Source organism: Polaromonas sp. P4_H1 (assembly GCF_056400945.1).
In genome coordinates this window covers 510,345-532,345 of the sequence record NZ_JBFUKG010000001.1, presented here as the reverse complement: position 1 = coordinate 532,345, position 22,001 = coordinate 510,345, and the positions used below count along the sequence as shown (strand labels likewise).

General features: G+C 63.4%; 22 protein-coding genes. 15 read left to right on the top strand and 7 right to left on the bottom strand.

The genetic code is table 11. From position 1 onward, the window contains the following. The first annotated feature begins 141 nt into the window (after positions 1–141). Complete coding sequence (locus AC1DS5_RS02420) at positions 142–1,023, top strand: fumarylacetoacetate hydrolase family protein (protein ID WP_477716648.1); 882 nt, start codon at positions 142–144, stop codon at positions 1,021–1,023. Beyond that, positions 1,024–2,007, top strand: coding sequence for a Bug family tripartite tricarboxylate transporter substrate binding protein (locus tag AC1DS5_RS02415; RefSeq protein WP_477716647.1), 984 nt, complete (start codon positions 1,024–1,026; stop codon positions 2,005–2,007). Between the two features lie 5 nt (positions 2,008–2,012). Here the strand turns inward: AC1DS5_RS02415 and AC1DS5_RS02410 are convergent, their stop codons facing one another. Further along, positions 2,013–3,008, bottom strand: coding sequence for a LysR family transcriptional regulator (locus AC1DS5_RS02410; RefSeq protein WP_477716646.1), 996 nt, complete (start codon positions 3,006–3,008; stop codon positions 2,013–2,015). A 104-nt stretch (positions 3,009–3,112) separates the two neighbouring features. Between AC1DS5_RS02410 and AC1DS5_RS02405 the strand changes: the two genes are divergently transcribed. The 11 genes from AC1DS5_RS02405 (at position 3,113) to AC1DS5_RS02355 (ending at position 13,370) form a co-directional block, all read left to right on the top strand. After that, entirely contained in the window at positions 3,113–4,414 is a 1,302-nt protein-coding gene (locus tag AC1DS5_RS02405) for an L-fuconate dehydratase (RefSeq protein ID WP_477716645.1), read from the top strand. A gap of 78 nt (positions 4,415–4,492) precedes the next feature. Continuing rightward, the gene (locus AC1DS5_RS02400; protein ID WP_477716743.1) at positions 4,493–5,449 is read left to right on the top strand and encodes a Bug family tripartite tricarboxylate transporter substrate binding protein; all 957 of its coding nucleotides are present in this window, start codon (positions 4,493–4,495) and stop codon (positions 5,447–5,449) included. 30 nt (positions 5,450–5,479) lie between these two features. Continuing rightward, the gene (locus AC1DS5_RS02395) at positions 5,480–6,472 is read left to right on the top strand and encodes a 2-hydroxyacid dehydrogenase (protein ID WP_477716644.1); all 993 of its coding nucleotides are present in this window, start codon (positions 5,480–5,482) and stop codon (positions 6,470–6,472) included. Continuing rightward, positions 6,456–7,628, top strand: coding sequence for a fumarylacetoacetate hydrolase family protein (locus AC1DS5_RS02390; RefSeq protein WP_477716643.1), 1,173 nt, complete (start codon positions 6,456–6,458; stop codon positions 7,626–7,628). Before AC1DS5_RS02395 ends, AC1DS5_RS02390 begins: the two co-directional genes overlap by 17 nt. 12 nt (positions 7,629–7,640) lie before the next feature. After that, a complete protein-coding gene (locus AC1DS5_RS02385; RefSeq protein WP_477716642.1) occupies positions 7,641–8,678 on the top strand; it encodes a 4-hydroxythreonine-4-phosphate dehydrogenase PdxA in 1,038 nt (345 codons plus the stop codon). Further along, on the top strand, positions 8,665–9,423 hold the full coding sequence (locus tag AC1DS5_RS02380; protein WP_477716641.1) for an SDR family oxidoreductase: 759 nt from the start codon (positions 8,665–8,667) through the stop codon (positions 9,421–9,423). The genes AC1DS5_RS02385 and AC1DS5_RS02380 overlap by 14 nt, the downstream gene beginning before the upstream one ends. A 120-nt stretch (positions 9,424–9,543) precedes the next feature. Beyond that, positions 9,544–10,980 (top strand): aldehyde dehydrogenase family protein, encoded by a 1,437-nt coding sequence (locus tag AC1DS5_RS02375; protein ID WP_477716640.1) that lies wholly within the window; start codon positions 9,544–9,546, stop codon positions 10,978–10,980. A 224-nt stretch (positions 10,981–11,204) separates the two neighbouring features. Continuing rightward, the gene (locus AC1DS5_RS02370) at positions 11,205–11,573 is read left to right on the top strand and encodes a bleomycin resistance protein (protein ID WP_477716639.1); all 369 of its coding nucleotides are present in this window, start codon (positions 11,205–11,207) and stop codon (positions 11,571–11,573) included. A gap of 116 nt (positions 11,574–11,689) precedes the next feature. After that, on the top strand, positions 11,690–12,160 hold the full coding sequence (locus tag AC1DS5_RS02365) for an anthrone oxygenase family protein (protein ID WP_477716638.1): 471 nt from the start codon (positions 11,690–11,692) through the stop codon (positions 12,158–12,160). 214 nt (positions 12,161–12,374) lie between these two features. Next, positions 12,375–12,779, top strand: a complete 405-nt coding sequence (locus AC1DS5_RS02360) for a nuclear transport factor 2 family protein (protein ID WP_477716637.1) — start codon at positions 12,375–12,377, stop codon at positions 12,777–12,779. Positions 12,780–12,971: 192 nt separating this feature from the next. Next, entirely contained in the window at positions 12,972–13,370 is a 399-nt protein-coding gene (locus tag AC1DS5_RS02355; RefSeq protein ID WP_477716636.1) for a VOC family protein, read from the top strand. A gap of 88 nt (positions 13,371–13,458) precedes the next feature. Here the strand turns inward: AC1DS5_RS02355 and AC1DS5_RS02350 are convergent, their stop codons facing one another. From AC1DS5_RS02350 to murU, 6 genes are all read right to left on the bottom strand, one after another. Next, a complete protein-coding gene (locus AC1DS5_RS02350; protein ID WP_477716635.1) occupies positions 13,459–13,929 on the bottom strand; it encodes a hypothetical protein in 471 nt (156 codons plus the stop codon). A gap of 103 nt (positions 13,930–14,032) precedes the next feature. Then, positions 14,033–14,524 carry a hypothetical protein gene (locus AC1DS5_RS02345; RefSeq protein WP_477716634.1) on the bottom strand — a complete coding sequence of 164 codons (492 nt, stop codon included), beginning with the start codon at positions 14,522–14,524 and terminating at the stop codon, positions 14,033–14,035. Positions 14,525–14,657: 133 nt separating this feature from the next. After that, entirely contained in the window at positions 14,658–15,098 is a 441-nt protein-coding gene (locus AC1DS5_RS02340; protein WP_477716633.1) for a hypothetical protein, read from the bottom strand. A 705-nt stretch (positions 15,099–15,803) separates the two neighbouring features. Then, positions 15,804–16,241: a ribonuclease HI family protein gene (locus AC1DS5_RS02335; RefSeq protein WP_477716632.1), complete on the bottom strand. Its 438-nt coding sequence runs from the start codon at positions 16,239–16,241 to the stop codon at positions 15,804–15,806. Between the two features lie 32 nt (positions 16,242–16,273). Further along, positions 16,274–17,695 (bottom strand): aminopeptidase P N-terminal domain-containing protein, encoded by a 1,422-nt coding sequence (locus AC1DS5_RS02330; protein WP_477716631.1) that lies wholly within the window; start codon positions 17,693–17,695, stop codon positions 16,274–16,276. Positions 17,696–17,736: 41 nt separating this feature from the next. Further along, the gene (murU, locus tag AC1DS5_RS02325) at positions 17,737–18,423 is read right to left on the bottom strand and encodes an N-acetylmuramate alpha-1-phosphate uridylyltransferase MurU (RefSeq protein ID WP_477716630.1); all 687 of its coding nucleotides are present in this window, start codon (positions 18,421–18,423) and stop codon (positions 17,737–17,739) included. 271 nt (positions 18,424–18,694) lie between these two features. On the opposite strand from murU, the gene tkt reads away from it, so the two are divergent. Then, positions 18,695–20,752: a transketolase gene (tkt, locus tag AC1DS5_RS02320; protein ID WP_477716629.1), complete on the top strand. Its 2,058-nt coding sequence runs from the start codon at positions 18,695–18,697 to the stop codon at positions 20,750–20,752. A 54-nt stretch (positions 20,753–20,806) separates the two neighbouring features. Then, entirely contained in the window at positions 20,807–21,805 is a 999-nt protein-coding gene (gap, locus tag AC1DS5_RS02315) for a type I glyceraldehyde-3-phosphate dehydrogenase (protein ID WP_477716628.1), read from the top strand. Positions 21,806–22,001 lie beyond the last annotated feature (196 nt).

The window sequence follows — 22,001 nt, the reverse complement described above, 5'->3', positions numbered from 1 at the left end:
CCAATTGCATGAATACACATCAGCTTTGGTCGGTTATTGAGTGGAATATCGAGTTGAACTAGAATTCAACCAAGTTAACCAAATCAACCCAATAAGTACCAATTGGTGCTTTCACTTTCTTTCACCTTTACTGGAGATTTCATGAAGATCGGACGCGCCACCTGGGCCGGCAAGACCCGCCTTGCCTTGATCGACGAGCAGAAGCAGGAGGTCCTGTTCATCGAGGGCGGCCTCGCTTCCCATCCCAACCCCGTTCTGGCCGTGATCGAGCAGGGCCTGACGGCGAACGACCTGAAGTCCGCCGCCACCGACCGTGCGCCGCTGGCCGAAGTCAAGTTCCTGCCGCCGCTGTCGGCCTTCGTGCGCAACGTCATCGCGGTGGGCAAGAACTACCACGACCATGCGATGGAGTTCGACAAGAGCGGTTTCAACGCGACCAGCGGCGCTTCGGCCATTCCGGCGTTTCCGCAGATCTTCACCAAGGCGACCACGACGCTGGCCGGCCCCAACGACGCCATCCGTTTTGACAGCAAGCACACCTCGTCGGTCGACTACGAAGGCGAGATCGGCGTGGTCATCGGCGCGCCCTGCCGCAACGTCTCGAAGGCCGACGCCTTGAGCAAGGTGTTCGGCTTCGTCGCGCTGAACGACGTCACCGCCCGCGACCTGCAGAAGAACCATGCGCAGTGGTTCCTGGGCAAGTCGCTCGACGGCTTCTGCCCGCTCGGCCCGTGGATCGCCACGCAGGACGACGCGCCGATCGATTCGCTGCGCGTGCAGACCTGGGTCAACGGCGAACTGCGCCAGGATGCGCATATTTCGCAGCTGATCTTCGACGTGGCGACCCTGGTCGAAACCCTGTCGCGCGCCATGACGCTGCAGCCCGGCGACATCATCGCCACCGGCACGCCCGTCGGCGTCGGCATCGGCTTCACGCCCCCCAAATTCCTTCGCCATGGCGACCAGGTCCGCGTCGCCGTGACCGGCCTGGGTGAACTCAACAACCGTGTGGAGACCCTGTAAATGATCGATCGCCGTAACGTACTTCAATTCCTGGCCTCTTCGGCTGTGCCGGGCCTGCTGTCTGCCCCCGCGTGGGCGCAGCATGGATTCCCCGCCCACCCCCTGACCATGACGGTCCCGTTCCCGCCTGGCGGCGTGGCCGACACCGTGGGTCGCCCCGTGGCTGAGGCGATGGGCCGTGCGCTCAATCAATCCGTGATCGTGGAAAACCGCGGTGGCGCCGGTGGCGGCATCGGCATGGGCCAGGTCGCCAAGGCCAAGGCCGATGGCTACACCATGCTCATGTCGCTGTCGTCGGTCGTCGTGCTGCCCGAAGCCGACAAGGTGCTCAAGCGCACGCCGATGTACACGCTGGACCAGCTGAAGCCGATCGCGCGCTTCACCGCCGACCCCACTGTGCTGATCGTGAAGGCCGACAGCCCGTGGAAAACCTACAAGGACTTCATCGCCGCCGTCAAGGCCAAGCCCGGTGCGATCACCTTCGGCTCGTCCGGCAACTACGGCACCATGCACGTGCCGATGGAGCAGCTCAAGGCCGCCACCAACAGCTTCATGCTGCACGTGCCGTACACCGGCGCAGGACCGGCGGTGTTGTCGGTTCTGATGGGGCAGGTCGATGCCATCGCGACCGGCCCGTCCAGCGTGATGCAGCACATTCGTGCCGGCACGCTGCGTGCCCTGGCGCATTGGGGCGAGACCAAGCTCGCGGCGCTGCCCGACGTGCCGAGCTTCAAGGAACTGGGCGTGCCCATCTCTTACTCGCAGTGGTCGGGCCTTTTCGTGCCCGCCGCCACACCCGAGCCCGTGGTGATGCGGCTGCGCCAGGCGGCGAAGTTCGTCGCCGAGGACCCGCGTGCGATCCAGGCGCTGGCCTCGGCGGGCAGCTATTTCCAGTACCAGGACAAGCCCGAGTTCGAGCACTTCGTGCAAGCCGACGCCCGCCAGATGGCGGCGCTGGTGCAGCGCATCGGGCGCGTCGAGTAACGCGGCTAGCGCGCGATCTGCCGTTCCAGCATGCTGTCGCGCAGGGCATGCAAAAAGCCCTTCACCGCGGGCGACAGGTCTTTTTTCTTGCGCGTGATGATGCCCAGGTTGGCCATGGGCATCGGCAGGTCCACCGGCAGGATCGCGACCATCCCATAGTTCGCATAGTGCTGTGCCACATCCAGCGGCACGACCGAGATCATGTCGCTGGCCTCCAGCAGCGAGGTGGTGGCGAGGATGGACGAGGTCTCGACGATGTCGGGCGGCGCCGACAGGCTGGCGTGTTGCAGCGCCTGCTCGACGCGGCGCCGCATCGGGCTGCCCAGCGGATGCAGGATCCAGGTCTGCGCGACCAGGTCGGCCAGCGTCACCTTGGCGAGGCCAAACAGCGGATGGCCCGGCCGCGCCACCACGCTCATCGGCTCGCCCTCCAGCTGCTCGATCTCCAGGTCTTCGTCATAGAACTGGTCCGGCAGGCGTCCCAGCACCACGTCGAGGTCACCGCGCAGCAGGGCCGGCATCAGCAGGTCGCTGGTGTCCACCTGCAGGGAAACGCGCACCCGCGGATTGCCGGCCTTGAAGCGCGCCAGGCCCTGGGTGAGCAGGACCGGCGTGGCGCCCATGACGCTGCCAATGCGCACCAGCCCGGACGCGCCCGCGGCCAGGGCGGCCATCTCGTCGCCGGCGTGGGCGAAGTCGTGCAGCACGCCGCGCGCGTAGCGAATCATCACCTCGCCATACACCGTGGGCTCCATGCCGCGCGCATGGCGCTCGAACAGCAGCACGCCCAGCCCTTCTTCCAGCTGCTGCAGCAGCGCCGTGGCGGCGGGCTGGGTCGTGTGGATGGCCGCCGCCGCGCGCCGCAGGTTGCGGTGCTCGTCGAGGGCGTCCAGCAGCATGACCTGCCGGCTCTTGATGCGCAGCCGGCGGAACAGGTTGGCCGGAGGGGCGGGAGGCGAGGGAGCGGCGGGGGTGGCGGGGGTGCCGTTGGCATCGTCCATGAGTGATCCAAAAATGTGAATCGAAATATACCAAATAACGATTGGATGGGGATCGCCAATCGGCATAAGCTTCGCTATCTTTTCACTCCCTTTGAAAGACAGAAGTGCCGACCACCATCACCCACCTCTCGGTTCGCGACATCCGTTTCCCCACCTCGCGCTCGCTTGACGGCTCGGACGCCATGAACGCAGCGCCCGACTATTCCGCCACCTACGTCGTCCTGCACACCGACGCCCCCTCGGCGCTGGAAGGCCATGGGCTGACCTTCACGATTGGCCGCGGCAATGAAATCTGCGTGGCGGCCGTCCACTCGCTGGCTTCGTTCGTGGTGGGCCACACGCTCGAAGAGATCACGGGCAACATGGGCGCGTTCTGGCGCAACATCACCAGCGGCGACAGCCAGCTGCGCTGGCTGGGCCCGGACAAAGGTGTGATCCACCTGGCCACGGCCGCCATCGTCAATGCCGTCTGGGACCTGTGGGCCAAGTCCGAAGGCAAGCCGGTCTGGAAGCTGCTGGCCGACATGAGCCCGGAGGAGCTGGTGCGCTGCCTGGACTTCCGTTTCGTCACCGACGCGCTCACGCCCGAGGAGGCGCTGGCCATCCTGCGCCGCAACGCCGGCGGCAAGGCCGCGCGCGAGCAGGAAATGCTGGAGCAGGGCTACCCCGGCTACACCACCTCGGCCGGCTGGCTGGGTTATTCCGAGGAAAAAATGCGCCGTCTGGCCCGCGAAGGCGTGGCCGAGGGCTGGACACACTTCAAGCAGAAGGTCGGCGGCAGCATCGAGGAAGACATGCGCCGCGCCGCCATCCTGCGCGAAGAGATCGGCTGGGACCGTAAATTGATGATGGACGCCAACCAGGTGTGGGAAGTGGACGAGGCCGTCGTCAACATGCGCCGCCTGGCCGCCTTCGAACCCTGGTGGATCGAAGAGCCGACCAACCCGGACGACATCCTGGGGCATGCCACCATCCGCGAGCGCATTGCGCCCATCGGCATGGCGACCGGCGAGCATTGCCACAACCGGGTGATGTTCAAACAGCTGCTGCAGGCCAAGGCCATTGACTTCTGCCAGGTTGACGCGGCCCGCCTCGGTGGCCTGAACGAGGTGCTGGTGGTGCTGCTGATGGCCGCCAAGTTCGGTGTGCCGGTGTGCCCGCACGCCGGTGGTGTGGGCCTGTGCGAGTACGTGCAGAACATCTCGCTGTTTGACTACATCGCGGTGTCCGCCTCGCTGGAAAACCGTGTGCTGGAATACGTGGACCACCTGCACGAGCATTTCCTCGACCCGGTGGTCATCCGCAAGGGCCGCTACATGCCGCCGCAGCGCCCGGGCTACAGCATCGAGATGCATGCCGCGACGCTCAAGGAATTCGAGTTTCCGAACGGCCCTGCCTGGTCCTGAAGGTCCTGAGCTTCACGTTCCTTCAAATCATCACGACATCCCTATTCCTGCCAACAAAGAGAGACAACCATGAAGACCATGAAAACATTTGCTTCCCGCATCCTGGCCGGCCTGCTGTGCACCCTGGCCCTGCCTGCCGCCGTGCTGGCCCAGGCCGCCTACCCGAACCGGCCGATTGAGCTGATCGTGCCCTACCCGGCCGGCGGCGGCACCGACGTGCTGGGCCGGGCCTTCGCGCTGGCGTCGGTCAAGCACCTGCCGCAGAACCTGATCGTGGTCAACAAGCCCGGCGCCAGCGGCGCGATTGGCTGGGCCGACGTCATCAATGGCAAGCCGGAGGGCTACAAGGTCGCCCTGCTGGCGACCGACCTGATGACCCAGCCCAACATGGGCCTGACCAAAATCACCTATGAGGATTTCATCCCCATCGCCCGCCTGAACTACGACCCGGCAGCGATCACGGTGCGCGCTGATGCGCCGTGGAACACCGTCGAGGAATTCCTGGCGGCTGCGAAACAGGGCGACTTCCGCGTGGGCAACGGCGGCAACGGCTCGACCTGGCATCTTGCCGCCGCGGCCGTGGAAGACAAGACCGGGGTGAAGTTCAACCACATTCCGTTTGCCGGCGCGGCACCGGCCGCGCTGTCCCTGCTGGGCGGCCACATCGAGGCCATCACGGTGAGCGCGGCGGAAGTCTATGCCTACACCTCGACGGGCAAGCTGAAAACGCTGGCGGTGATGTCCGAGCAGCGCATCAAGGGCTTCGAGAAAGTGCCGACGCTCAAGGAACGCAACATCGACATTTCCATCGGCACCTGGCGCGGCCTCGCCGTGACCAAGGGCACGCCACCCGAAGTTGTCAATGTGCTGCGCGCAGCGACCGCGAAAATCGTGACCGAACAAAGCCTGCGTGACGCGCTGGACCGCCAGAACATGGGCTATGCCTATGCGGACGGCGAGGCCTTTGGCGCCGTCATGGCCAGGGATCATGCTTTTTACAAAGGCCTGATCAACAAGCTCGGCCTGAAGCAGTAGGTCAAAGGTCAAAGGTCAAAGGTCAAAGGCATGAGCAAGCCCTCCCTTCTGGTCTGCCGGGCGATCGCGCCCGAGGTGATCGCCCGGCTCGAGCCGCATTTCGAGCTGCGGGCCAACCAGGCGGATGAGCCCTGGTCTCCCGCGCAGTTGATTGAAGCGCTGCAAGGCCGGCAGGCGCTCTTTGCCACTGGCAGCGAGCGCATCGATGCCGCGCTGCTGCAGGCCTGCCCGGACCTGCGCATCTGCGCCAACATGTCGGTGGGTTTCAACAACTTTGATGTCGAGGCCATGACCGCGCACGGCGTGGTCGGCACCAACGCGCCCGGTGTGCTGACCGACACCACGGCTGATTTCGGCTTCGCCCTGCTGCTGGCCGCGGCGCGGCGGGTGTCGGAAGGCGAGCGCTACCTGCGCGCCGGGCAGTGGAGCCGTTGGCAATACAACACGCTGGTCGGCTCCGACGTTCACGGCTCGACACTGGGCATTCTGGGCATGGGCCGCATCGGCCAGGCCCTGGCCCGCCGCGGCCACTTCGGCTTCGGCATGCAGGTGATTTACCACAACCGCTCCCGGCTCGGGGACAGCGTCGAGCGCGAAACCGGCGCCCGCTATGTCAGCAAGGAAGAGTTGCTGCGCACTGCCGACCACCTGGTGCTGGTGCTGCCGTACTCGAAAACCTCGCACCATGCCATCGGCGCGGCCGAGCTGGCGCTGATGAAACCGACCGCGACGCTGGTCAACATCGCACGCGGCGGCATCGTCGATGACGCGGCACTGGCCCAGGCGCTGCGCGACAAGCGCATCGCCGCTGCCGGCCTGGACGTGTACGAGGGCGAGCCCACGCTTCACCCGGGCCTGCTCGAGGTGCCCAACGTCGTGCTGACGCCGCACATCGGCAGCGCGACCGGACCGACGCGCCTGGCCATGGCCAACCTGGCCGCAGACAACCTGATCGGTTTTTTCTGGGGTGACGGACCGACAAACGCAGTGAATCCGGAGGTGCTTAATGGAGTGGTTGCCTGAAGACAAGATGACCGGCACGCTGGTCGGCCGCGCCTGGATTCCGGGCGAGGGCGCGGGCCAGCCCGCCGGCCCGAGCGTCGTGGCCCTGCGCGAGGGTGGCGTCTTTGACCTGTCGCAGGCCGTGCCCACCATGAGCGGCCTGCTCGAGTCGGCCGACCCGGCCGCGCGGGTGCGCGCCACGCCGGGCCGCTACATTGGCAGCGCCGACAGCCTGTTCCAGAACAGCCAGCGGACAAACGTCGAGGCGCCTTACTTTTTGGCGCCCTGCGACCTGCAGGTCATCAAGGCGGCAGGGGTCACCTTTGCCTCCAGCCTGGTGGAACGCGTGATCGAAGAGCAGGCCAAGGGCGATGCCAGCCAGGCCGAGGTGATTCGTGGCCGGGTGCTGGAGCTGCTGGGCGGCTCGCTGGCCAGCATAGTGCCCGGTTCGGCCAAGGCGGAGCAGCTCAAGGAACTGCTGGTGCGGCAAGGGCTGTGGTCGCAATACCTCGAGGTCGGCATCGGCCCCGACGCCGAAGTGTTTACCAAGGGGCCGGTGTTGTCTGCCGTGGGCACCGGGGCCGAGATCGGCCTCCATCCCGGTTCGGCCTGGAACAATCCCGAGCCGGAAGTGGTGCTGGCCGTCAACAGCCGCGGCGAAGTCCAGGGCGCGACGCTGGGCAATGACGTCAACCTGCGCGACTTCGAGGGCCGCAGCGCCCTGCTGCTCGGCAAGGCCAAGGACAACAATGCCTCCTGCGCTATCGGCCCGTTCATCCGCCTGTTCGACGCCAGTTTTTCGCTCGACGACGTGCGGCGCTGCACCGTGAGCCTCGACGTGCAGGGCCCCGACGGTTTTGTGCTGCGCGGCGAGAGCTCGATGTCGCAGATCAGCCGCGACCCGCTGGACCTGGTGCGCCAGACCGTGGGCGCCCACCACCAGTACCCCGACGGCTTCATGCTCTTCCTGGGCACCATGTTCGCGCCCACGCAGGACCGCGGCGCGGCGGGCAGTGGTTTCACCCACCAGGTGGGCGACGTGGTCAGCATCTCCAGCCCCAAGCTCGGCCGCCTGGTCAACACGGTGAACCTGAGTGATCGCATCGCGCCGTGGACCTTCGGGTTGCAGGCCTTTTTCACCAACCTGGTGGCGCGCGGCCTGCTGCCCAGCCGCTAAGCAAAGGAATTCATGAACCCATGCAAACCTCGTATCGCTATGGTGCTGGGCGACCCGGCCGGCATCGGGCCCGAGCTGGTCGCCCGGCTGCTGGCCGACCCGGCCACCGCGCAGTCGGCGGAGCTGCTGCTGATCGCCGACCGGGCCGAACTGGAGCGCGGCATGGCGGTGGCGGGTTGCCGCACGCCCTATGTGCAGGCGGCTTCGATGAACGAGGCCGACTTCTCGCACGGCAAACCGGTGCTGGTGGATTACCGCGGAGAGACTGAAGGCGAATTTGAACGCGGTGTATCCAGCGCCAAGGGCGGTCGCTACTGCCTGGACACGCTGTCCATGGCGCTGCAAGCCACCCGGCATGGGCAGGCTGATGCCATCCTGTTCGCGCCGCTGAACAAACACTCGCTGCACCAGGCCGGCATGCACACCAGCGACGAGCTGCACTGGTTCGTTGAGCAGCTCGGTTTCGACGGGCCGGTGTGCGAGTTCAATGTGCTCGATGGCCTGTGGACTTCGCGCGTCACCTCTCACATTGCGCACCGCGAGGTGGCGGACCAGATCACGCACCAAGGCGTGACACAGGGCATTGAATTGATCCACGGCGAACTGCTGCGCAGCGGCGTGGCCCATCCGCGCATCGCGGTCTGCGGCCTGAACCCGCACAACGGCGACAACGGCTCGTTCGGCCGGGAAGAGATCGACATCATCGGTCCGGCGGTAGAAGCGGCGCGGGCGCGCGGCATCCCGGTTGAAGGCCCGTTCGCGGCAGACACGATTTTCCTGAAAGTGCAGGGCGAGCAGCGCCAGTACGACGCCGTGGTCACCATGTACCACGACCAGGGCCAGATCGCCATGAAACTCATGGGCTTTTGGCGCGGCATCACCGTGCAGGGCGGCCTGCCATTTCCCATCCTGACACCCGCGCACGGCACGGCGTTTGACATTGCGGGCCAGGGCGTTGCCAATCCGGGCGCGATGCTGCAGGCTTTTCAGCTGGCCTGCCGCATGGCCCTCGCCCGTCGTGAACAGGAAGCCCGCCATGCCCTCGCCTGAAAAAATTGCGCTGGTGACGGGCGCCGGCACCGGCATCGGCAAGCAGGTGGCGCTGGCACTCATGCAAAGCGGCTTTTCGGTGGTACTGGCCGGTCGGCGCCGGGAGCCGCTGGACAGGGTGGCGCAAGAAGGCGCAGCGAGCGGCACAAGGTCGCTGGTGGTGACGGCCGACGTCAGCGATCCGGTTTCGGTCAAGGCGTTGTTCGCCCGTGCGCTCGAGGCCTTTGGCCGGCTGGACCTGCTGGTCAATAACGCGGGTATTTCGTCGCCGGAGGTGCCGCTCGAAGCGCTGAGCTACGAGGACTGGAACAAGGCCATAGCCATCAACCTGAGCGGCGTGTTTCTCTGCACGCAGGAAGCCTTCCGCATCATGAAGGCGCAGACCCCCGGTGGTGGCCGCATCATCAACAATGGCTCGATCGCCGCCACCAGCCCGCGCCCGCATGCCGCTGCCTATGCTGCCGCCAAACACGCGGTCACCGGGTTGACCAAGGCCGCTTCGCTCGAAGGCCGCGCCTTCAACATCGCCTGCGGCCAGATCGACGTGGGCAATGCGGCCACCGACCGGACCGAACGCATGAAAACCGGCGTGCTGCAGGCCGACGGCACGCTCGCCGTGGAACCGACCATGGACGCCCGGCATGTCGGCAGCGCCGTCGCCTACATGGCCAGCCTGCCGCTCGATGCCAACGTGCCCTTCCTGACCGTGATGGCGACCACCATGCCCTTTATCGGCCGCGGCTAATCCCATTTCTACTTCAATACGATATGTCGTTGCCACACCTTGGCCGTTACAGCACTGTCTGCGGTGGTACGCCTAATCTCGCATCGAATTAGACATGGAATAACACTTTCTGAAAAAAACATGACGCAACACGACAACCTCATCAATGGCCAATGGCTGGCCGGCAACAGCTACTCGCCCAACCTCAACCCCTCGAACCTGGCCGACGTGATCGGCCACTACACCCAGGGCGACGCCGCGCAGGTGGACGAAGCCGTGCAGGCGGCTCGCAGCGCCTTTGTCGCCTGGTCGGTGTCAGGCATCCAGGCCAGGGCCGATGCCCTGGACAAGATCGGCAACGAGATACTGGCGCGCAAGGAGGAGCTTGGCACCTTGTTGGCGCGTGAAGAAGGCAAGACCCGCGCCGAGGGCATGGGCGAAGCCGCACGCGCCGGCAACATCTTCAAATTTTTCGCCGGCGAATGCCTGCGCCTGGGCGGCGAAACCCTGCCGTCGGTGCGTCCAGGCATCGGCGTGGAAATCACCCGCGAGCCCGTCGGCGTGGTTGGCCTGATCACGCCGTGGAACTTTCCGCTGGCCATTCCCGCCTGGAAAATCGCCCCGGCCCTGGCTCACGGCAATGGCGTGGTCTTCAAACCCGCCGACCTTGTGCCCGGCTGCGCCTGGGCACTGGCCGACATCATCAGCCGCTCGGGCATTCCGGCCGGTGTGTTCAACCTCGTCATGGGCCGCGGCAGCGTCATCGGCGACGCGCTGGTGAATCACCCCGGCATCGACGCCATCAGTTTCACGGGCAGCCAGGGTGTCGGTGCCCGCATCGCGCAAGCCTGCGCCCAAAGCCTCAAGAAGGTGCAGCTCGAAATGGGCGGCAAGAACCCGCAAGTCGTGCTCGACGACGCCGACCTCCAGACCGCGGTCGAGCTGAGCGTGCAAAGCGCCTTCTTCTCCACCGGCCAGCGCTGCACCGCGTCCAGCCGGCTGATCGTCACCGAAGGCATTTACCCGAAGTTCATCGACGCCATGAAAAAGCGCATGGCCACGCTCAAGGTGGGCGATGCGCTGGAGGCCGGCATCGACATCGGCCCGGTGTCCAGCCAGAGCCAGCTCGAGCAGGACCTGAGTTATGTGGACATCGGCCAGGCCGAGGGCGCGCTGCTGGCGGCCGGCGGCCAACGCCTGAAGCTGGCCCTGGATGGTTTTTACATGGCACCGGCACTGTTCAGCGAAAGCGTGGCCTCCATGCGCATCAACCGCGAAGAAATCTTCGGGCCGGTGGCCAGCATCATCCAGGTCAGGGACTATGAAGAGGCGCTGGCCACAGCCAACGACACGCCGTTTGGCCTGTCCGCCGGCATTGCCACCACCTCGCTGAAATACGCGACGCACTTCAAGCGCCACAGCCAGGCCGGCATGGTGATGGTCAACCTGCCCACCGCCGGGGTCGACTACCACGTGCCCTTCGGCGGTCGCAAGGGTTCCAGCTACGGGCCGCGCGAGCAGGGCCGTTATGCGCAGGAGTTCTACACCACGGTGAAGACGGCTTACACGCTGGCCTGAGCGGCGACAGGACGCTGCCTGTAGTGTCCACGCCATGCACGGCAAAGACGTTCTTGGCGAGATTGATTCCAACGGTGACAATAGTAGCGATGGACTTTCCCTTTCGGGTGAGAGGATGAGAGGATGAGACTTTGCACTTCCCATCGTGGCACTGAGTTGCCGTTTGCCGCAACTGCGTGGCCAGCTCGGGACGGGGAAGGCCCCGTTCATTCGTCAGGCCCCTCATGAGCGCACCCGCTGAGTACCTTGCCGCCGTTCCCATCCTCGCATCGCTTGATATCGGGCGAAGTGCGGAGTTCTTCGCTGGCAAGCTGGGCTTCACGAAGGTTCATGTGGCTCAAGGTGTCTATGGCATCGTTGCCAACGGCCCAGTCCAAATTCACTTCTGGGCCTGCACAGAACGGCACATAGCGCAAGCCACAAGCTGCAGGGTACAAGTGCGGGCGATTGAACGCCTTTACCACCAGTGCGAAGAACATGACATGGTTCACCCAAAGGCTCCGCTCGAGACCAAGCCATGGGGAAGCAAAGAGTTCGCCATCCTCGACCCTGACGGAAACCTGGTCACGTTCTATGAAAACACCGACGTCTGATATGTCAAACGGCACGGACCCACAACGGCACGAGGCCGCTTCGCGGCGTATGTTGTGGTCCGGTCATCTCCAGCGTTGGACGTCATAGAGCCCGCCGCCTCCGGTACATTCTGTTCATGTTCGCAACGCTTGTCCTTGTTTCATGCATCGGCGCCGGAGCTGTTGGCGGCGTGTTCTTTGCCTTCTCCTCGTTCGTCATGAAGGCGCTCGCTCAGCTGCCAGCGAGCCAAGGTGTCGCTGCCATGCAGCGAATCAACAAAGTCGTGCTCAATCCGGTCTTCCTGGGCGTGTTCATGGGTTCAGCGCTCCTGGCGGGCGGTTTGTCCGTCGCAACGCTCTTCCCTTGGGCTGCACCACGGTCGCCACTGCTGCTCGCTGCGGGCATCCTCTATGTTGTGGGCTCCTTCTTCGTCACCGTGAGGTTCAACGTCCCCATGAACGAACGGCTCGCCCGTCTCAACAGCGGCTCATCGCAGGCCACGGAGTACTGGCCAGCTTATGTGCGCGAATGGTCAAGCTGGAATCACGTCCGGACCGTGGCATCGCTGGCATCGGCTGCGTGCAGCGCCGCCTCGTTGGCAGCCTGAATCGCGCTGCAGCGTGTCGCCAATGATGCCCAAGGTTTGACATAAGGGGCGCGCTTTAGCGCGTCCGCTTAATGGATGGGCTAGGCCTCGCCACTCGCCGTAAGAACAGCCTTACATCTGTCTGCCGCCCTGTCCGATGCATAGCGATGCTGCTGAAGCGCATATTGTGAATGCACATATTGATCCACCGCAAAGTGGTGTTAAGGAGCGAGCTATGAAAAGCAACGAACTGGTAGCAAAGGAACTGATGGGCTTGGAACGGCAATACTGGAATGCGATCAAGAATAAGGATGCAAAAACAGCAGCTTCGCTGAGCGGCGACCCCTGCGTGGTCGTGGGCGCGCAAGGCATAGGCGAGTTCGACAAAAAAACGCTCACGAAGATGCTGCAGACCGCGGGATATGAACTCAATACATTTTCGTTCGATGATGTGCACGTTCGCCACGTCAGGGAGGACGTCGTCGCCGTCGCCTATAAAGTCAAAGAGCAGCTAACGGTTGAGGGAAAACCGGTTGAACTGGAGGCATTCGACGCGAGCGTGTGGATGAAGCGCAACGGCGAATGGGAATGCGTCATTCATACGGAGTCTCTCGCCGGAGACCCGTTCGGCCGACACTAGAAGTATCCAGAGTCAGACTCGGGACCTACCGTTCCAGGTAAGGGGCGGCTCGCTTGCGGACGTCCCATGACGAAGGGGTTAGGCGGTTTGAGTTTCACAACATGCCTTGGCCTTGACCGACAACTCGAAGGCATAAATATTGTCACCTTGTTGGCTTGTCACTGACACCTTGCCAGAGAAAGGAATTTCAGCATGAAACTGAACGCGCTAATGGTTCGCTACATCGTGAACGATGTCGACGAAGCAATTGCCTTCTACACCCATCATTTGGGGTTTCGCGTCTCTGCCCAATCGGGTCCATATTTCGCGATTCTCGCGCGGGAGAATTTGCAGCTCGTGTTGAGTCCACCTCGAGGACCAGGCGGGGGATCGCAACCGATGCCGGACGGCCGCAGACCTGCGCCGGGTGGGTGGAATCGGATAATCGTACAAAGCAGCAACCTTGAGGGCGATGTGGAAGTTCTGAGAAAAGCCGGAGTTGAGTTCCGCAACGACATCGTCGCTGGCCCAGGCGGGCGGCAGATTCTGATTGAGGATCCGTCTGGCAATCCGGTGGAGCTTTTTGAGCCTGCGTCTGACTCTGCGAAGTAAAGTGAGTGCGGAGGATTTTGGACTGTAGCCTAATGTTTGACATGAGCGAACGCCGTAGGCGGCCCGCTCTTGACTGACCTGCTAGCCGTCATACGGGCGTGAGGTAGAACTCTATCTTGTTAGCCCGCTGACCCGCCACCGCCAAGAGGGCTGGATGGCCAAACGCGAATGCCTCGAATTCGGGAAGCGCTTGTAGATTGCTGCACCATCGGTTGCCTGTTTCGACCGCGCGCAGTCGCGGTGAGAGCTCATACTGCAACTGACACGTGAGTTGAAACATGGCGTCGTCGTCTTCTCCCTGCTGCGAAATGAACTGACGTGTCAGGTCGAAGTAATAGCAGGCTCCATAGTGAGGCGGCAGCGCGTCTCGTGTACCCCATTGAAAGAGCAAAGCGTCGCCGAACGAGTCGTCCCCCACCGGTAAGGCGTCTGTGGCGCGAACCGTTCGGAAGAATGAAATTCCAGCCTCGAGCAACTCTTCCGGCAGCAACAACTCCGGGGTCTTCCCGGCGTCCGCCAGGAACTGTCGGAATGCCGATTCGGAGTGAGCTATGAGCATGAGGGCTAACGTTTGACATGAGGGGCGGCCGCAAGCAAGCGAAGCTTGCTTGTGGACGTCCCCTCGATGGAAGGGTTAGGCGTCGGCATTTGATTCACGCTCCCTACAGCCAGACATTCTGCGGCAACTCCTTCCGAAGCTCCTCGCACCGGCGCTCGATTTGGGCCAGCAGCTTTTCGAGCATGCGATCAAGTGCGCGCAGTTCGATTCGACGCAGAGGATGGCGTGCTGCTCGACATATGCCACCGTCGCCTCCGGGAAATAGCTCAATCGACATTTCGAGCACATCTGCGTCTGAGTGAGCGACTTCTCGATTCCTCATCTCAACGAGCGCTTCATGCAGCTCTCGCTCCCGTGAAGTGAATACACGAAGCAATTTTCCCGGGACGGTTCGCTCGGCGACTGCTGAATGGCCCCGCGCATTCACGAAGGGGCGTGCGTACGAAACCACCAACGCTGTTGTGAGCGCGACAAGGAGCGCGCTGGGTTCCCTGCGACGAGGGAAGGGTAGGTTTGACTTGAGGATCTCTGTGATGCTCGCCTTTGCCTCGTGCAGATCAATGCGCGACAGCCAAAGGCGGCGGTAGAGGCGCAACTGCGGCTCCAACTCTGCTTTGACAGCGATTCGCGCGAGTGGCACTTCCGACGCCTAACGTAAAAATGATCGGACCACCAACACCTGCGGCGAAGCCGCCTCCTGCTGTTGTGGGTCCGTGTCGATTGACATGTTAAGCATCAGAGTCCCCAGGCGCCGAGATGTCTTCCAGGCAGAGCACACCCTCGCGCTCTGCAGGGCCTTGGACAGTCACGACAAAGTCAGCCTCAAGATCACTCCATTTCCCGTTGAGTGGAAGATCGACCTCCACGGTCGCGATGATGGGAAGCTGCGGATTGAAGGCGTACCTGCGCACGAGCGCGGTCGGTTTAGGGTTACCTCCGAGGGCGGTCCTCCAATCGGAAACTCGGAAGCTGTCGACACCCGGAAAATACCGACTCGAGCGATACCTCTCGATGTCTCGGCGAATGGCTGTGGCGCCTCCGTCGTATGCCATCGCGTAGCCAAGCTCTTCGAATAGGAGCTCGTACCTCTCCGCCGCGAGGGCGTCGAGCCATGTTCGTACGAGAGCCAGGAGCTCGTCGTCGGTGGCTGAGACTGGTACGCGCACCATCTGATGTTTAACGTTTAAGTTGAGCCGCGGACGCCGGCTTGCCGGTGGTTGTCGGCTCGAACGAATGGTTTGACGCCTGCGAGTTGTGCGCTACAGAGGCCTTGACGGCTGCCTCGGCTGCTGCCCCGGACGGACAAGCGGCGCCACCTGCAAACTTACTGGCGATGCAACTCCGCGCTGAGGGCGGTAGTGGGCGGAAGCGCTTCACAACGAAAAGTTCTTGCCCACGCTTGCAGCCTTGCCTTCGGATCACGAGCGCCGCTCCCGCCATACCATCGCTGCGAGACCCGCGGCCACTACAACGGCGACCCCGCTCGCCCAGAGCGGAATCGTTATTCCGTTGATCGTTATGTCCCAGCCCAGTAGAAGCCGAAGCAACTGCAGCACGGAGACCAGCGAAAAGACGACGACTGCGACAAGGGTGAAAGGCCTGTTCATTTTCCGTTCCCTCTGTGAATGTACGGGCGAGACGCGCGGCGACGGGTTGAGAGGCGTCTAACGTGATGTAGATCGTCGGATATTCTGGGAATCCAGTTTATCCGACTGGATAAGCTGGAACGCCGGGTTGCAACTAACCCAGCCTAAGCCCCTAATCGCTAATGAACGGTTGCTTGACGTCATTTAAATTCAGGTTTGATTCGAAGCCGGAAGCAGATAGCGGTCTACTACCGGTTCTGGCCGGCTGCAGCCTCAGCTCGTCTGGAATTAACGCCGCTTCCTGGCTATTTTGACAACGCGCTTTTCAGCAATCCCTAATGCAGCACGAGCCAGAGCATCGGCTTCGCTGTTGCGATGGCGCGGTATCCACACCAGGTTGGCCTGGGCGAACGAATGGAGCAATGCTCGCGCTTCATCAAACAAGGAGGCCAGCCGGGCTATCGGCTTTGCTGTGCCGCCGCCGACCTGTTCGACAACGACGCTGTTGTCGCAGTGTATGAGAAGTATGTCCGCACCACGCAATTTCAGTTCCCGAAGCGTTGCCAGCAGAGCCCTTAGCTCCGCTTCATTGTTGCAGCCGTTCTCATGCGCCGCTTGCGAAAGCGTGTGGCGCGTGCCATCAGGCTCGGTAAACACTGCGCCAAGGCCGATACGACCGGGGTTGGGCACGGCGCTGCCGTCACAGTAGACAACCCAGGGGTTCATGTGCAAGGTTCGTTGTTGGCCGTAGCCGGCCTTCACCCACGCATCAAGGCCTCAATCTCATCGGCCTTGACCGGCACGCCGCGCGTCATCAGCTCGCAGCCTTTGGCGGTGACCAGCGCGTCGTCTTCAATGCGGATGCCGATGTTCCAGAACTCCTTGGGCACGCCCTTGGCGGGGCGCACGTAAATGCCCGGCTCGATCGTCAGCACCATGCCGGGCTTCAGGATGCGCGAGGGCTTGCGCATCACGGTCTGGCCCAGCGCGTCTTTTTCTTCGCGTGGCTTGGCCGAAGGTTCGGTGTAGTCGCCGCAGTCGTGCACGTCCATGCCCATCCAGTGGCCGGTGCGGTGCATGTAGAACTGGCGGTAGGCGCCCGACTCCAGCACGTCGTCGACCTTGCCGTGCTTGGCTTTGGGCAGCAGGCCGGTGTCCAGCATGCCTTCGACCAGCACCCGTGTGGCCGCTTCGTGCGGGTCCAGAAAGCGCTTGCCCGGTCTGGTGACCTGCACCGCCGCCTCCTGGGCGGCCTGCACGATGTCATAGAGCGTGCGCTGGGCCGGGGTGAACTTGCCATCGGCCGGGAAGGTGCGCGTGATGTCGCTGGCGTAACCGTCGAGTTCGCAGCCGGCATCGATCAGGCACAACTGGCCGGGCTTGAGCTCGGTGTCGCCCGCGCGGTAGTGCAGTATGCAGGCGTTGGCGCCCGCTGCGACGATGCTGCCGTAGGCCGGGAACTGCGAGCCCTGGCGGCGGAACTCGTGCAGCAGTTCGGCTTCCAGGTGGTACTCCCTTAACCCATTGGGCAGGCCGCCCTTGATTCCACCGTTTGCACCATTGCGCAGCATGGCCGCCGAGGTCTGCATGGCGCGCACATGGGCAGCGGCGGAGATCTTGCCGGCGCGTCGCAAAATGGCAATCTCGTGGCTGTCTTTCATCAGCCGCATTTCATCGAGCAGCTTGCACAGGTCGTGCTGGCTTTGCGGGCATTCGGCGCCAAAGCGCACGCGCGCGCGCACGCTGTTCAGCCAGCCATCGACCTGGCTTTCCAGGCCCTTGTGCGTGGCAAACGGAAACCACACGGCCTTCTGGTTGGCCAGCAGCGCCGGCATTTTCTCGTCCAGTGTCTCGACGCTGAAGGCGGCATCCACCCCCAGGCCGGCCGGCGCGGCCTTGGGGCCCAGGCGAATGCCGTCCCAGATCTCGCGTTCCAGGTCCTTGGGCCGGCAAAACAGCGTGGTCTTCGTCGTCTGGCCGCTGGCCTCAATCACCAGCCAGCTGTCGGGCTCGCTGAAGCCGGTCAGGTAGTAAAAGTAGCTGTCGTGGCGATACGGGAAGTCGCTGTCGCGGTTGCGCGGCACTTCGGGGGCGGTGGGCAGCAGGGCGATGCCGCCGCCGGCCGCTTTGAGGGCGCGGGCAATGGTGGCGCGACGCTTCTGGTAAATGCTGGTGGTCATGGTGGTGTTGCCGGTCGGCGGGGTTGGTTGGGCTCGTGGAGTTACTCGTTGAGTTCAGTGAGGCGCTCTGGCGTTCCCACATCGGTCCATGGGCCTGAATATAGCGCCGCCGAGACGAGGCCGCGCCGCATGGCCTGGCGCAGCAGCGGCGCCAGTGCGGCCTTCTGCCCGGCCGGCGTGTGGTTGAAAAGCGCCGGGCGGTACAGGCCCAGGGTGCTGTAGGTGAACTTTTCCGCGGCCTCGTCCAGCGCCAGGCCGTCGGCCGAGAGGCCGAAGTCGCCCTGGGGGTGGTGCGGCGGATTCGGCACCAGGTAAAGATGGGCCAGTGAATCAGACGCGGCGAACCGTGTGGCAGCGGCGGGCGAAAACTCAAACCCGGGCGTGTAGACATCGCCCGCCATCAGCCAGAACGGCGCATCGGCCAGCAGCGCCAGGGCGGTGGCAATGCCGCCGGCGGTTTCCAGCGCGCCGCCAAAGCGCGCGCCTTCGTGCGAGTAGCGGATGCGCAGGCCCCATGCGCGGCCATCGCCGAGCGCGGCGGGAAACTGCTCCTCCAGCCAGGCAGTGTTGATCACCACGTCGGTCACCCCGGCGCGTGCCAGGTCCTCAAGATGCCAGACGATCAGTGGTTTGCCCTGCACAGTGAGCAAGGGCTTGGGGCAGGTGTCGGTCAGCGGGCGCATGCGTTCACCGCGACCGGCGGCCAGAATCAGGGCTTGGGTGGTCATACAGGCTGCGATTATGGCCTTTTTAAGCAGAAAACCGGGCTGCAGCCAGCTTTATGCGGGCACAACGAGCTATGGATTTGATAGCTGCTGGCGCTGCCACGGCTCCCGCCCGACGCTGAAACACCGCCGGGGCCCGGGGGCGCGCCCGGTCGCCCGGCCTGCCGACCGGGCACATCCCGTAAAATCACGGGTTTTCCCGCGCTTGCTGGTTTTTCCGTAATGCCAAGCCAGTTGCCGGGCGCGACCTTCACCTACCCTGGACCTTACGTCAATGACTGCACTGGCTGACACCTCCCCATCCCTCATGGCCAATTCCATTCGTGCGCTGGCCATGGATGCCGTGCAGCAGGCCAACTCCGGCCACCCTGGCGCGCCCATGGGCATGGCCGATATCGCCGTTGCCTTGTGGGGCCGCCACCTCAAGCACAGCCCGCACAATCCGCAGTGGTTTGACCGCGACCGCTTCGTGCTGTCCAACGGCCACGGCTCCATGCTGCTCTATGCGCTGCTGCACCTGACCGGCTACAAGCTGCCGATGAGTGAGCTGAAAAACTTCCGCCAGCTGCACAGCAAAACCCCCGGCCACCCCGAGCACGGCTACACCCCCGGCGTGGAAACCACCACCGGCCCCCTGGGCCAGGGCCTGACCAATGCCGTGGGCATGGCGCTGGCCGAAAAGCTGCTCGCCAAGGAGTTCAACCGTGACGGCCACAGCGTGGTCGACCACCACACCTATGTTTTCATGGGCGATGGCTGCCTGATGGAAGGCATCAGCCACGAAGCCGCCGCCCTCGCCGGCGCCTGGAAGCTGGGCAAGCTGATTGCCCTGTACGACGACAACGGCATTTCGATTGACGGCCCGGTCACCCCCTGGTTTATCGACAACACGCCGCTGCGCTTCGCCGCCTATGGCTGGAACGTGATCGGCCCCCTCGACGGGCACGACGCGGAGGCCGTGTCGGCCGCGATTGCGGAAGCAAAAGAGAGTACCGACAAGCCCACGCTGATTGTCTGCAAAACCCACATCGGCAAAGGCAGCCCCAACCGCGCCAACACCGCCAAGGCCCATGGCGAGCCGCTGGGCGCCGAAGAAATCAAGCTCACGCGCGACGAACTGAACTGGCCGCACACCCCGTTCGAAGTGCCCAAGGAAAGCTATGACGCCTGGGACGCCAAGGCCGCCGGCCTGGCCGCAGAGACGGCCTGGGATGTGAAATTTGCCGCTTACAAGGCCGCCTATCCGGAACTTGCCGCGGAATTCACACGCCGCATGAAGGGCGAACTGCCCAAACGTTTTTCGCAGCTGGCCGTCGATACGGTGATTGGCGCGCACACCCGGGCCGAAACCGTGGCGTCGCGCAAGGCCTCGCAGATTGCGCTGGAATCCTTTACCGCCGGCCTGCCCGAGATGCTGGGCGGCTCGGCCGACCTGACCGGCTCCAACCTCACCAACACCAAGTCAACGCCCAGCCTGCGCTTTGACCTGAACGGCGAGGTGGTGCAGACCGAAGCCGCCAACGGCAGCCAGGTCGGCGGCCGTCACATCAACTACGGCGTGCGCGAATTCGGCATGGCCGCCATCATGAACGGTGTGGCGCTGCATGGCGGCTACATCCCTTACGGCGGCACCTTCCTGACCTTCAGCGACTACAGCCGCAACGCCATCCGCATGGCCGCGCTGATGAAGCTGCGCGTGGTGCATGTGTTCACGCACGACTCCATCGGCCTGGGCGAAGACGGCCCGACGCACCAGTCGATCGAGCACGCCGCCAGCCTGCGTTTGATTCCCAACCTCGACGTCTGGCGTCCGGGCGACACGGCCGAAACCGCCGTGGCCTGGGCCGTGGCGCTGCAAAACAGCAACAAGCCCACCGCCTTGTTGCTGAGCCGCCAGAACCTGCCGTACGCGCCGAAGAACGACCTTGGCGAGATCAGCAAGGGTGCTTACGTGCTGGCCGAGCCCGCCGAAGTGGGGCTGAACAAAAAGGCCCAGGCCGTCATCATCGCCACCGGCTCCGAAGTGCAGCTGGCGCTCAAGGCGCAGGAACTGCTGGCCGGCAAAAAGATCGCGGTTCGCGTGGTTTCCATGCCCAGCACGACCACCTTTGACAAGCAAAGCACCGCGTACAAGACGTCCGTGCTGCCGGCCGGCATTCCGCGCATCGCGGTCGAGATGGGTGTGACCGACGGCTGGTGGAAATACGGCTGCGCCGCCGTGGTCGGCATCGACACCTACGGCGAGTCGGCGCCCGCTGCGGCGTTGTTCAAGCACTTTGGCTTCACGCCCGAGAACGTGGCCGACACCGTGCGCAAGGTGTTGAAGAAATAAATCAGTATTCGGCAAGAACCGGTTTTTGATATTAACTTTTCTGGAGAAACGAGCATGACGATCAAGGTAGGCATTAATGGTTTTGGCCGCATCGGCCGCAATGTGTTCCGTTCGGCGGTGCAGAGCTTCAGCGACATTGAAATCGTGGGCATCAATGATTTGCTTGAGCCCGAGTACCTGGCTTACATGCTGCAGTACGACTCGGTGCATGGCCGCTTCAAGGGCGAGGTGTCAGTCGACGGCAACACGTTGATCGTCAACGGCAAGAAAATCCGCCTCACGCAGGAGCGCGATCCTGCAAACCTGAAATGGAATGACGTCGGCGCGCAGGTCGTGATCGAATCCACCGGCCTCTTCCTCGACAAGGCATCGGCTGAAAAGCACCTGGCGGCCGGCGCCAAGAAGGTTATCATTTCCGCCCCTTCGAAAGACGACACCCCCATGTTCGTCTTCGGCGTGAATGACAAGACCTACAAGGGCGAAGCCGTCATCTCCAATGCCAGCTGCACCACCAACTGCCTGGCGCCCGTCGCCAAGGTGCTCAACGACAAATGGGGCATCAAGCGCGGCCTGATGACCACCGTGCACGCAGCGACTGCCACGCAGAAGACCGTGGACGGCCCGAGCAACAAAGACTGGCGCGGCGGCCGCGGCATCCTGGAAAACATCATCCCGTCGTCCACCGGCGCCGCCAAGGCCGTGGGCGTGGTGATTCCCGAGCTCAACAAAAAACTCACCGGCATGTCCTTCCGTGTGCCCACCTCCGACGTCTCGGTGGTGGACCTGACCTGCGAGCTGAGCAAGGAAGCCACGCTGAAGGAAATCTGCGCCGAAATGAAAGCGCAAAGTGAAGGCGCGCTCAAGGGCGTGCTCGGCTACACCGAAGACAAGGTGGTGGCCACCGACTTCCGCGGCGATGCCCGCACGTCGATCTTCGACGCCGACGCCAGCATTGCGCTCGACGGCACCTTCATCAAGGTCGTGGCCTGGTATGACAACGAATGGGGCTATTCGAACAAGTGCCTGGAGATGGTGCGGGTGGTGGCGAAGTAATTCGCTTTCACTTTCCACAAAAAACGCGCCTTCGGGCGCGTTTTTTTATGGGGTTGGCGGTTGCACGACCCCAAATTATTCACGGGCAAGTTCTAGTACTTCGACACAGAGGTATCGGAACACAATGAAAGCGATGGATTCGGGCCCAGGCCCAGGCGCAATACGGTTCAGTCAAGCCCTTGCCCCCTGGTTTGTC